Here is a 12,659-nt window from a genome sequence, read left to right as displayed (position 1 = left end):
CAATGAAAAAAATTATCATATTAGCAGTAACTGCCATATTTATCATCAGTTGTAATTTAAAAGGTGGCGATCATTCAGATCACGATCATGCTGCTGAGGAAGGAGTACCGAACTCTAAAAAAGAATCAAAGGAAGAGCATAATGAAAACGAGCTTCACCTAACTAAGGAGCAATTGATAGCAGCAGGTATTCAATCGGAAGAAATAACAAAAAGAGAAATTCGGAATAGAGTAGCAGTAACAGGTACTATAGAGGTACCTCCGCAGAGCAAAGCTACGATATATGCTCCACTAGAGGCTTTTGTCCATAAAACGAATTTGCTACCTGGTGATAAGGTAACAAAAGGACAAATAATAGCTGTACTACAACATCCTAATTTTATTGAATTACAGTATGCTTACTTAGAGGCTATAAATAAGAGAAATGTTGCTCAGGCAGATTATAAGCGTAAAAAAATGTTACTAGAAAATGAGATAGCATCTAAGAAATCATATCAAATAGTAGAAGGAGCTTATCGTTCAGCGCAAAGTTTGGTGGATAGCTATAAAGAGCAATTAAAATTAGCGGGTTTGTCTCCAGATAAAATAGTAACTAAAGGAATTCAGCAGTATGTAGAGGTAAAAGCGCCTATTTCAGGTTATGTAGTAGAAAATAATTTGAATAAAGGAATGTTTTTAGCGGCAAATAGTGAAATGATGGAGATTATAGATAATGACCATATGCATGCAGAATTAAATGTTTTTGGAACAGATATTACTAAGATTAAAAAAGGAGATGAGTTTATATTTAAACCTTCTGGAGTAGATGTTGAGTATAAAGGAGCTATTCAATTGATTAGTCAAAAAGTAAATGAAAAAACAAAAACAGTAAATGTACATGGGCATTTTGAAGATGAAGAGAACAGATTAAAATCAGGAATGTTTATCAATGCAGAGATTTTGCTAAAAGGAAGAGAAGTTTTTACTGTTCCTGAAAATGCGCTGATAGAAAAAGGAGATGAATATTTTGTATTTATGGCAGAAAGTAAAACAGAATTTATTCCTCTAGAGGTTACAATAGGTAATTCTGATAAAGGTTTTGTGGAAGTGAAAGCAATCCAAGGTGATAATTTTAATATAAGAGTAGTTACAAAAGGAGCTCATTTCTTAAAAGGAAAATTATTGCAACAGTCAGGAGGAATGGAAGGGCATGCGCATTAAAGCTAACTATAGGGTACAATTTTAATTGTGCCCTATAGTGTTTTTAAATACATCTTTTTATTAAAAAAGAGAGTGTAAATTAATAAATAAAATAATTATGTCAGAAAAACATTTAAAGGCTAAAGAACATGATCATAGCCATGGTGGAATCTTTGGGGAAAGCACTGAGTTGTATTTTGCAATTTTGAGTGGTTTTTTTTTCTTTTTAGGTGTAGTATTAGAGAAATTAACTGATGTTCAAGAAATATATACTTTAGGTAGTTTTGTAATAGCGTTCTTTTTTGGAGGATGGTTTACAACTAAGGAAGCTATTGAAAAAATAAGAAAGGGGGAATTTGAAATTGATTTCTTGATGTTGATAGCTGCTTTAGGAGCTGCTTATATTAATAAATGGGAAGAAGGAGCACTTCTTTTGTTTTTATTTAGTTTAGGGCACTCATTGGAAAATTATGCTATGGGAAAGGCTAAGAAATCTATCGAAGCTTTAGGAGAATTGTCTCCCAAAAAGGTGCTGGTGAAGCGAGGAGAAACTACGGCAGAAATTCTGATAGAAGAATTAAAATTAGAAGACATTATAGTGGTAAAACCCAATACCAAAATTGGAGCAGATGGGGTAATCATCAAAGGGCATACGAGTATAAATCAAGCTTCGATAACAGGAGAAAGTATGCCGGTTGATAAAGAAGCAATTCAAGAAGAGGTGGGAAATTTGAAGTTTGAAGAAATTGATAAAAGAAATGTAGTTTATACAGGATCTATCAATGGAGATAACCTGATAGAGGTGCTAGTGTTAAAACTTAATGAAGATAGTACTATTTCACGATTGATAAAAATGGTAAATGAAGTGGAAACTAAAAAATCTCCCACTCAGTTATTCACGAAGAAGTTTGAGAAGTGGTTTGTTCCAATAGTTATTGTGTTGGTGTTTCTTTTATGTTTTGCTTATTTGGTAATAGATGAATCATTTGAGCAAAGTATATATAGGGCAATTACAGTTTTAGTAGCAGCAAGCCCTTGCGCATTAGCTATTTCTACCCCCAGCGCCGTGCTTAGCGGTGTAGCTAGAGGAGCAAAAGGAGGTGTACTGATTAAAGGAGGGAGAGCTTTGGAAGATTTAGGAAGTTTAACAACGATAGCTTTTGATAAAACAGGAACATTAACAGAAGGAACTCCTAGATTAACCAATATAATTACTGTAAATAATACTGATAAAGAAACTCTTCTAGAATTAGTTTTGAGTGTAGAAAGTTTGAGTAATCATCCTTTAGCAAAAGCAATATCTAAAGAAATAATAACGAAATATGCTACAGTTAATAGAGGAGAGGTTTCTAATATAGAGGCATTTCAAGGAATGGGAATTCGAGCTATATATAGGGAAAAAGAGGCATTTATTGGGAATTTACATTTGATGGAAACGAAAGCTATTTCTATTTCTGAGGAGGTAAGAGAAATGATGAAAGGTTTCCTTGAAGGAGGAAATACCACGATGTTAGTAGCTTATAATAAGAAACTGATAGGAATTTTAACGGTGATGGATACTCCAAGAAAGTTTGCAAAAGAAACTTTACAAAGTTTAAAAAAACTGGGAATAAAAAAGATGGTAATGTTAACAGGAGATCATCAAAATGTAGGAGAGGCAATAGCAAATGAAATAGGTTTGTCAGAAGTAAGGGGAGGATTACTTCCAGAAGAAAAAGTTTCTGCGATTCAGCAATTACAGAAAAAGAATACTAAAATAGCAATGGTAGGTGATGGGGTAAATGATGCCCCAGCAATGGCAAGTAGCTCTGTAGGGATAGCAATGGGGGCAGCTGGAAGTGATGTAGCTTTGGAAACTGCGGATATCGCATTGATGTCGGATAAAATTGAGAAATTACCATTTGTAATAGGGTTAAGTAGGACGTCAAAAATTATTATCAAGCAAAATTTATGGATGAGTTTAGGGGTTGTAGCTCTTTTGATTCCAGCTACATTGTTTGGAGTAGCTTCTATTGGTCCCGTAGTGATAATTCATGAAGGTTCTACCTTGCTAGTGGTACTTAATGCACTTAGGTTATTGCGATTTAAAGAAGATTAATTGTACATTTGGAGCTATAAAAACAAAGATAAGGTATGAATAGCAGACAACAATTGGATATAAGATTCCCCAAAGGAGGGCTTTTTTTAGTATTATTACTTGTAATAGCAATAGTAGCTTTTACAAAATCAACCAAAACAATAAAATCAGGAGAGGCAGGTGTGTTATATAAAACTTTTGGAGGAGGAGTGGTAACAGATGAACCGCCTTTAGGAGAAGGTTTTCACGTGGTAGCTCCTTGGAATGACGTGATTATTTATGAGGTTCGTCAACAAGAATTATTTGAAAAGATGCAAGTTCTTTCTTCTAACGGTTTAGAAATTCAATTAGAGGCGACCGCTTGGTATCAACCTAGATATGAGAAATTAGGAGCTTTACATCAGGAAAAAGGAGAAAACTATGTATCTAGAGTGATACAACCAGCTATTCGCTCAGCAGCTAGAAGTGTTGTGGGGCGTTATACACCAGAGCAGTTGTACTCTAGTAAAAGAGATGCGATTCAAGAAGAGATTTTTGAAGAAACTAAAAAGATTTTAGACAAACAATATGTACAATTAAATGAGGTGTTAGTTAGAGATGTAGAATTGCCACTAAGCATTAAAAATGCAATAGAACGAAAATTGAAACAAGAGCAAGAATCTTTGGAATACGAGTTTAGATTAGTAACTGCTCAAAAAGAAGCAGAAAAACAAATAATTGAAGCAAAAGGAAAAGCAGATGCAAATAGAATTTTAAGTGCTTCTTTAACAGATAAAATATTACAAGATAAAGGAATAGAGGCTACTTTAAAGCTGTCGCAATCTTCTAATAGCAAAGTAGTATTGATAGGCGCTGGTAAAAACGGAATGCCCATTATTTTAGGAAATCAGTAATTGCTAAAATAATTGGTATGGATGATTATCAAGATAAAAGCTTCTCGCATCATGCGAGAAGCTTTTGTATTAAAAGATTTATAATGTAAAATAAATTAAGATTACTCAAGTATTGGGTCACCAAAACTTTCACCTTGGATTTGCTGAATCATTGTATATCTATTTTTATCATCGTCAAAACGAGAAAGTGTAGGAAAGAGTTGAGCGGCAGAGAAACTATCTTGTCCTGAAAGCATTATAGATGAATAAGTACCAAATCCGTCTCTTATAGTACCATCAATATGATGAGCGCCAAATAAATGACCGATTTCATGCACTAAAGTAACGTCATCAGAAGAAGGACCACTAGCACTTATAATTGCAGCTCTATTCCATTTTGTCCCTATTCCTGATGCCTCACCTAATGTTTTACCAAATGGTTCCTTTCTAGCAAAAATATGTACCCATTCAGGAAGTGTATTGTAGTGTAAAGGAGCATGAGTTAGTTCTTTGTTAAATTGCTCTAAGACACTTTTTGAGTCGTAATTGTTTTTTGTCTTTTCATGAAAAGCAGAGGCATCTAAATAGCTAACAACAAAATTATTAAAAGCATCTAGCTCTCTAAGCGCTTTATTCATGAACATAACTTGCCTATCTATGTCTAAATCAGCTTCTCCTGACTTATGAATGATTATCCTCCAAGAAGTCTTTTTTTCAGGAGCACCTATATACCTACCGTGTGAACCTCTTCTAGGACGTCCATCTCCTTCAATGAAAAAGTTTAGTTCTCTAGATGGATTCGTTGTTAAAGGAGCCATTTGACAAACCTGTTTTGAAGCATCTTTTTCTTCTTTAACAGCTTTTAATTGTTTGATAGCTTGCGAATTTGAAGAGAGACGTAAGTGAAAAGTGTAAAGCTTTTCCATACCTTTCTCAGTAGTTTTTATAAGCATATCTATGTCCTTATTGTCTTCTTCCAAAATAACAGTAGAAGAGGTGTTATGATCTGCTGATTCCAATAAATAAGACTTTTTTGCAGCACCTTCGAATTGTAAAAAATGATCTTCTTCTGACTTTATAAAGTTTACTTGGTTTTTTTCTAAAGGAAAGTTGAATCCCTTTCCTTCCTTTAGTAAAGAAGACATTGTGGTATAAATTTTTTGCTCGCTTTCCGTTAGATTTAAGCTTTTAGTGCTCTTCGAGTTGGCAATAATTTCTTCATTTAAAACCTCATTGTTTTCACAAGAGGTAAATACTTGTGCAGCTATTGCTAGTACTAATAATAGATTAAATTTTTTCATTTTGTTTTGGGTTTTTTAATAATTATAAAGCTGCAAATAAATATGGATGTATTTAGTTAGTGTGTTAAAAAAGAATCAAATAAAGTATAAATAAGAAGTGTTTTTTTAACGTAAATTAAACTTCTTTTAACAAGGGTGAAAAAGAGAAGTTTTATATAGTTTTTAGAACAGAGCAGAAAGAGAAGTCCTTAAATGCTAATTTTTAGAAGCTTGTTGTTTGCTTACTTTTTTGAGATTATCCTTTGTGAAAATAAGCTTAACAACCTTTAAGAGTATCTTAAAGAAAGATCATAAAACTTTCAAGGGAAAAATAGGAGGTAAAATGATTTTAGTGAGGCTGTAGATACATAGGGTTAGAGGAAGGAGATATGTGAATTAGCGGATTTCTGAACAAGGAGAAGTTAAATGCCTTTAAGAGTCAACCTAGTTTTGAAGATATAAAAAGAGGCTCTCGTTGGAATTCTCACAAGAAGTGAATACTTAAGTAGTTGACAGTAACGCCAATATTTATGAAATATAAAAAAACCACTTAAATTTGATTTTTAAGTGGTTGATTGGTATTTTTTTATTTTATCCTTTGTAAAAAGGAAGTTTAACAACCTTAGCAGGTAGTTGTTTTTTACGAATTTGTATAAAAATCTCGGAATCTACTTTTGAAAGTTCTTTAGGAACATAACCTAAGCCAATACCTTTACTTAGAGAAGGGCTCATAGTTCCAGAGGTAACAGTACCTATAATATCACCTTTGGCATTTACAATATCGTATCCTTGACGAGGAATTCCGCGTTCTGTTAGCTCAAAAGCCACTAGTTTGCGAGTGATTCCGTTTTCTTTCTGTGCTTTTAACTCTTCAGCATTCACAAAATCTTTCGTAAATTTTGTAATCCAACCAAGCCCAGCTTCAAGAGGAGAGGTAGTATCATCAATATCATTACCATATAAACAATACCCCATTTCTAAACGTAGTGTATCACGAGCAGCTAGTCCAATAGGTTTAATTCCCCAGTGGGCACCAGCCTCAAAAACTTTATTCCAAACAGTTTCTACATCTTCATTTTTAACATAAATTTCAAATCCGCCAGAACCTGTATAACCAGTAGCAGAAACAATGACATTAGGAAGTCCTGCAAAATCTGTAATTTCAAATGTATAAAATTTAATAGCAGATAAGTCAACAGAAGTTAATGATTGCATAGCTTCAGCAGCTTTAGGTCCTTGGATGGCTAATAAAGACCACTCTTCTGAACGATTTTCCATAGTAACATTTAAGTCATTATGTTTAGAAATCCAATTCCAGTCTTTTTCAATATTAGAGGCATTTACCACAAGCATATACTCATTTTCAGCAATCATATAAATGATTAGATCATCAATAATACCACCTTCATCATTAGGCATACAACTGTATTGCGCTTTTCCTGGAATTAATTTAGAAGCGTCATTAGAAGTTATTTTTTGAATCAAAGCCAAGGCATTTTCTCCTTTTAAGAAAAACTCTCCCATATGACTAACGTCAAAAACGCCTACACTTTTTCTAACAGTTTCGTGCTCAATGTTTACACCCTCATATTGAACGGGCATATTATAACCTGCAAAAGGAACAATTTTAGCACCAAGAGATTCATGTATATGAGTTAATGCTGTATTTTTCATTATATAATTTAGTTATTTGTATTAGTTGTGCTAAAGTATTGAAAAAAGAGTTAAAAAGAAGCATTATTTATTCCTTAATCTTTTGTTAATCTTTTTTAAGAGAATGTAAAATATGTTAATTTTATTTTTTATATATGTAAATATGATAAAAACTATATTTGTGGTATTACTGTTTATAGGAACAGTAGGCATTGCACAAACCCCTACAGATTATTTATCTAAAGAATTTCACAAAGAAAGAAGAGGTTTACTGAGAGCAAAAATGCCAAAAAATTCAGTAGCTATTTTCTTTTCCAATTCTATTAGAAATAGAGCTAATGATGTAGATTATATCTTTCATCAAGATCCTAATTTTTATTATTTAACAGGGCATAGAGAGCCCAATGCTGTTTTATTGGTGTATTCTGATAAACAAAAAGATGTTAAAGGAAATTCTTTTAATGAAGTTTTATATGTTCAAAAAAAAGATCCTCATTATGAAATGTGGAATGGGAAGCGTTTAGGGGTGCAAGAAGCAAAAGAAATACTAGGATTTTCAAATGTAAAGCCCGCAAGAGTATTTTTAGAGACTGAAAATAATTTCAAGAAATTTGATAAAGTATTTGTTGAAAAGTTTAAAAACGATCATCGAAACTTAGATGATAACGCAGATGTATATGATTTGGTAAAAAGCTTTAAAGAACAATCAGGGTATGATGCATCATTGTTTTTATCGCCAGTTAAAAAGCAAATATATGAGTTGATTAAATCGACACCTATAGAGAATAGTGCTAATGTAGCTCAGGTAATAGGAAAGATTGTTATTGATTATCCTGATTTAGAGGAGGATGAAATTTTACAAAAATATAAGACAACTTTTAGTGATGAAGTAAAAAAAGAACTAAAAGAAAAGGTAGCCACACATTTAAATAAAAGAACTAATATTGATGCTGATTTTTTAATAAGATCAATGGCTGAACTACGTGAGGTAAAATCAAGAGAAGAACTAAAATTATTAATAAAAGCCATTCGTATTTCTGCAATTGGACAAATAGAGGTAATGAAAGCAATGAAACCTCATATGAGTGAGGCGGAAATTCAGGGAATTCATGAGTTTGTGTATAAAAAATATGGCGCAGAGCATGAAGGGTATCCTTCTATTGTTGGTGCAGGTAATAATGGATGTGTATTGCACTATATAGATAATAATAGAGTAAGAGTAGGAAGTGATTTGGTTTTAATGGATTTAGGAGCTGAGTATCGTGGATATACCGCGGATGTTACACGTACAATACCTGCCAATGGGAAGTTTTCAGAGGAGCAACGAACAATTTATAATATTGTATTAAAAGCTCAAAATGAAGGAATTGCCGAATGTAAAATAGGTAATGATTTTTGGGCACCAGGAGTAGCTGCAAAAAGAGTGATCAACAAAGGTTTAACCGATTTAGGAATTCTGAAATCAGAAGAAGAAGCACATAATTATTTCCCTCATGGTACTTCCCATCATATAGGGCTCGATGTTCATGACCCAGGAACGTATGGTAAGTTCCAAGAGAACATGGTAATTACTGTAGAGCCTGGTATTTATATTCCAGAAGGAAGTCCATGTGATAAAAAATGGTGGGGAATAGGAGTTCGAATAGAAGATGATATTTTAATCACTAAAAAAGGAGCTAAAAATTTGTCACAAGAAGCGCCCAGAGAGGTAGATGCTATTGAAAAAATGATGAATAGAAAAAGTATTTTAGATAATTTTGTTTTACCTGCTTTGGATTAAAAACGATGAAGAGAGAATATTGCTATTAATGAGTAAAGATACACTTATAATATGCTTACTTTTTTAAATAAATTTTAAACATGAAAGAAAATATTCCCCGTGTTTTTTTCTTAATTTTGTTATTATTAGCTTGTAAAAATAGAAAGAATCCAGTGTCATTGGAGGACCATAGAGTGGCAGGAGATTTAATGTCAACTTCCTCTTTGTTTCTGGATGAAGAAAGCGTTTGTAATTCGGAACCTTGGAAGGCTTGTAAAGAATATACCTATAAAAGTACCACTGTTTTTTATAAAGGAAAGATTTATAGAAATAAATGGTATACAAAAGGAGAAGAACCCAAAGAAGAGGTGAATAATCCATGGAGGTTAATTGCATTTTGCAACGGGGATGTTGTGGACTGTTCTAAGGCTATTCTTTGGAAATCAAATTTAAAATTTGAGAAACCGTATATATTGGTGAAGTTTGAAAAACATCTATATAAAAATAGATGGTATAGTGAAGGAGAAAAGCCTAGTGTAAATAGTAGGGTATGGCAATATATAGGGCCTTGCGAAACAGGATTGATTTTGGAAGAGAAATAAACAAGAGTTATAAATTAAAGTAATATAAAAATTAGGAATATAATATTGTAAAAACGATATTCGCTTGGGTAATATTTAATATAAAATGAGTAAAGAACAACCTAATAACCCTCTTCATGGGGTAAAATTGGCAACCATTCTTGAAGAGCTGTATTTAGAATATGGATGGGAAGGATTGGGAGCAATAATAAAGATAAACTGTTTTAATAATAACCCTACGTATAAATCTAGTCTGAAATTTTTAAGACGAACCCCCTGGGCAAGAGAAAAGGTAGAAAAATTATATTTGAAGACAATAAAGAAGGCTTAATGACTCCCTTATTTATAATTTTAAAATAAAGAAAAATATACCTTTGATTTTAAGAGAGAATGGATTTATCCCATTCAAAAGGAGTTTCTAACCTAAGAAAGCGTCCTGTTTTTTAAATATATAGTTTTATTGTTAGGTATTTCTTTAGATGATTGCCTTCCTATTGCTTTTACAGCAACAGGATTATTAGTAGCTCAAACTATTTTGCTAGGAATTTGAGTCTGTTTTAAAGCTGTAATGTACCAGGTTCAATAAAAATGGCGCTCGTATATATAATTAGAAATTAAATGAATTATCTTTTATCCGCCATTATAATTCAATAAGAACCCTGTCTTCTCTGTTGTCGTAACCATCTTAAAAAATCCGTTTACAATATAGCGAAATTTATGTAGTTTTGGTTGGTGTAAAAAAACAGTATAGTTATCCATTTTATAGACGTCATATTACCGATCCCTCTGCAAAAAACCTTTACTTATTCGGTTACAAAAGCAGAAGCAGATTTTTTAAGAAAAGGAATGCGAGTAGCAGTACCTTTTGGAAAAAGTAAAATATATACTGCTTTGGTTCTTCGTATCCATAATGTTGCACCAATAGCGTACAAAGCAAAAGAAATTTATCAGATATTAGAAGAAAGTTCTCTTGTAAATGAAAAACAGTTACAACATTGGCAATGGATTTCGACATACTATTTGTGTCCTTTAGGAGATGTTTATAAGGCATCTTTACCTTCTGCTTTTTTGCTAGAAAGTGAAACGATTATTTATAAAAATGAAACGTATCAAGAAGAAGTAGCTTTATCAGATGAAGAATATTTAATATTTGAAGCTTTACAAAATCAATCACAATTGACAATTCATCAAGTAGTTGATATTCTAGGAAAGAAAACTGTATTGCCTATTATTAATGAATTGATAAAAAAGAATGTTCTTTTTATAAAAGAAGAAATATACGAAGTTTATAAACCGAAGTTGGTAAAGTATGTTCGTCTGCAAAAAAAATATATTTCAAAAGAAGGGTTACAGGAGCTTTTGGAAAAACTATCGAGAGCAAAAAAACAAAAAGAAGCCGTATTGGGGTATTTTCAATTAGCAGTTTCTAAAAAACCGATAAAAGCAAAGGAATTAGAAAGCAAATCAGGCGTATCTTCGGCTGTTTTAAAAACATTGGTTATCAAGGAGATTTTTGAATTTTATCATATTCAAACAGATAGAGTTCAGTATGAAGGAAGTGCTAGTAAACTAAAAGAGTTAAACGTTTTTCAAGAAAAGGCATTTCATGAAATTAAAACATGTTTTCAAGAAAAAGAAACCGTGTTACTGCATGGAATTACAGGCTCTGGTAAAACGGAAGTTTATGTAAAATTGATTCAAGAAACTATCAATTTAGGGAAGCAAGTACTATTTTTATTGCCAGAAATAGCATTGACAACCCAAATTATAATGCGTTTGCAGAATTATTTTGGAAGCCAAGTAGCAGTTTTTCATTCAAAATACTCAATGAATGAACGGGTAGAAGTATGGAATAATGTATTAGAAAATAAAGCGAAAGCACAAATTGTTTTAGGAGCCAGGTCAGCTGTGTTTTTACCCTTTTCAAATTTAGGTTTGATTATAGTAGATGAAGAACACGAAACATCTTATAAGCAATTTGAGCCTTCTCCGAGATATAATGGAAGAGATGCAGCTATTATATTAGCACATATACATAAAGCTAAAGTAGTACTAGGCTCAGCAACCCCTTCTTTAGAAAGTTATTTCAATGCAAAGCAAGGCAAATATGGTTTTGTAGCGTTAAATAGGCGTTTTGGAAATGTCCAATTGCCTAAAATAGAATTGATAGATGTTAAGGAAAAGCATAAAAAAAGATTAATGACTAAGCATTTTTCTGACAGAATGCTAGCATTGATTGAAGAGACATTAGAAGCAAAAAAGCAAGTTATCTTGTTTCAAAATAGGAGAGGATTCTCACCAGTAGTAGAATGTACTAGTTGCGGAACATCCCCTCAGTGTCCGAATTGTGATGTAAGTTTGACTTTTCATAAGTTTAGGAGAGAGTTAAAGTGTCATTACTGTAATTATCAAAGAGCTATGCCTAATACTTGTGCAGCTTGTGGAAGACCAGATTTAGATACAAAAGGTTTTGGAACGGAGCAAATAGAATTAGAGCTTAAAGAATTGTTTCCAAAATATGCTATTGGTCGTATGGATTTAGACACGACCAGAGGAAAATATGGATATCAAAAAATAATTGGAGCGTTTGAAGCGCAAGAAATAGATATTTTAGTAGGAACACAAATGCTTTCTAAAGGCTTAGATTTTGAAAATGTTTCTTTAGTTGGAATTTTAAATGCCGATTCAATGTTGAATTTTCCTGATTTTAGAGCGCATGAAAGAGCATTTCAAACGATGGTGCAAGTTTCAGGAAGAGCAGGAAGATCAAAAGAACAAGGAAAGGTAGCAATACAAACATATAACCCGTATCATCAAATATTACAGCAGGTTTCTACAACGAATTATGCAGCAATGTATAAAGAGCAACTACAAGAACGTTGGCAATATCATTATCCTCCTTATTATAGGCTGATTAAAATAACATTGAAACATAAAGATTATGTGAAGGTAGATACAGGTATTAATTGGTTGGCTAGGGCATTTCAAAATGTATTTAGAGAAAATGTACTAGGGCCAACTGCTCCCGCTGTTTCTAGAATAAGAAATCAGTACATTAAAAACTTAATCATTAAAATACCACCTAAGCAGTCATTAGGAAAAACAAAAAAAGAAGTTCAAAAAATAAAGAATACTTTTGAAGCTATAGGAGAGTTTAGAGCTATTCGCTTTATTTTAGATATAGATGCTTACTAAGAATATAGCGCTTAATGGGAGGTTAATGTTTTTTATATAAGGGAGTTATTTCTATTTTGCAGAA

The 12,659-nt window shown here is 32.5% G+C and carries 10 protein-coding genes; 7 read left to right on the top strand and 3 right to left on the bottom strand.

The window, feature by feature from the left end; translation table 11 throughout:
* Positions 1–2 precede the first annotated feature (2 nt).
* The 3 genes from MARIT_RS08465 to MARIT_RS08455 all read left to right on the top strand — a co-directional run bounded on the left by MARIT_RS08465 (position 3) and on the right by MARIT_RS08455 (position 4,148).
* Positions 3–1,199 carry an efflux RND transporter periplasmic adaptor subunit gene (locus MARIT_RS08465; protein ID WP_024741779.1) on the top strand — a complete coding sequence of 399 codons (1,197 nt, stop codon included), beginning with the start codon at positions 3–5 and terminating at the stop codon, positions 1,197–1,199.
* Positions 1,200–1,296: 97 nt separating this feature from the next.
* Positions 1,297–3,276 (top strand): heavy metal translocating P-type ATPase, encoded by a 1,980-nt coding sequence (locus MARIT_RS08460; RefSeq protein WP_100211282.1) that lies wholly within the window; start codon positions 1,297–1,299, stop codon positions 3,274–3,276.
* Positions 3,277–3,311: 35 nt separating this feature from the next.
* Positions 3,312–4,148 carry a prohibitin family protein gene (locus MARIT_RS08455; RefSeq protein ID WP_038025843.1) on the top strand — a complete coding sequence of 279 codons (837 nt, stop codon included), beginning with the start codon at positions 3,312–3,314 and terminating at the stop codon, positions 4,146–4,148.
* A 101-nt stretch (positions 4,149–4,249) separates the two neighbouring features.
* Here the strand turns inward: MARIT_RS08455 and MARIT_RS08450 are convergent, their stop codons facing one another.
* Positions 4,250–5,428 carry a zinc metalloprotease gene (locus MARIT_RS08450; protein ID WP_100211281.1) on the bottom strand — a complete coding sequence of 393 codons (1,179 nt, stop codon included), beginning with the start codon at positions 5,426–5,428 and terminating at the stop codon, positions 4,250–4,252.
* Between the two features lie 570 nt (positions 5,429–5,998).
* On the bottom strand, positions 5,999–7,081 hold the full coding sequence (gcvT, locus tag MARIT_RS08445) for a glycine cleavage system aminomethyltransferase GcvT (protein WP_024741775.1): 1,083 nt from the start codon (positions 7,079–7,081) through the stop codon (positions 5,999–6,001).
* A gap of 142 nt (positions 7,082–7,223) precedes the next feature.
* On the opposite strand from gcvT, the gene MARIT_RS08440 reads away from it, so the two are divergent.
* From MARIT_RS08440 to MARIT_RS08430, 3 genes are all read left to right on the top strand, one after another.
* Positions 7,224–8,840: an aminopeptidase P family protein gene (locus MARIT_RS08440; protein ID WP_100212020.1), complete on the top strand. Its 1,617-nt coding sequence runs from the start codon at positions 7,224–7,226 to the stop codon at positions 8,838–8,840.
* Positions 8,841–8,920: 80 nt separating this feature from the next.
* Positions 8,921–9,421, top strand: coding sequence for a hypothetical protein (locus MARIT_RS08435; protein WP_100211280.1), 501 nt, complete (start codon positions 8,921–8,923; stop codon positions 9,419–9,421).
* 85 nt (positions 9,422–9,506) lie between these two features.
* Positions 9,507–9,731, top strand: coding sequence for a VF530 family protein (locus tag MARIT_RS08430; protein ID WP_024741772.1), 225 nt, complete (start codon positions 9,507–9,509; stop codon positions 9,729–9,731).
* Between the two features lie 299 nt (positions 9,732–10,030).
* Here the strand turns inward: MARIT_RS08430 and MARIT_RS16060 are convergent, their stop codons facing one another.
* Positions 10,031–10,159 carry a hypothetical protein gene (locus MARIT_RS16060; protein WP_262509606.1) on the bottom strand — a complete coding sequence of 43 codons (129 nt, stop codon included), beginning with the start codon at positions 10,157–10,159 and terminating at the stop codon, positions 10,031–10,033.
* Between MARIT_RS16060 and priA the strand changes: the two genes are divergently transcribed.
* Positions 10,154–12,595 (top strand): replication restart helicase PriA, encoded by a 2,442-nt coding sequence (gene priA, locus MARIT_RS08425; protein ID WP_157926308.1) that lies wholly within the window; start codon positions 10,154–10,156, stop codon positions 12,593–12,595. The two genes, MARIT_RS16060 and priA, sit on opposite strands and share 6 nt — an antisense overlap.
* The last annotated feature ends 64 nt before the right edge of the window (positions 12,596–12,659 follow it).

Source organism: Tenacibaculum maritimum NCIMB 2154, assembly GCF_900119795.1.
GTDB lineage: Bacteria > Bacteroidota > Bacteroidia > Flavobacteriales > Flavobacteriaceae > Polaribacter > Polaribacter maritimus.
This window is presented reverse-complemented; position numbering and strand designations above follow the sequence as displayed.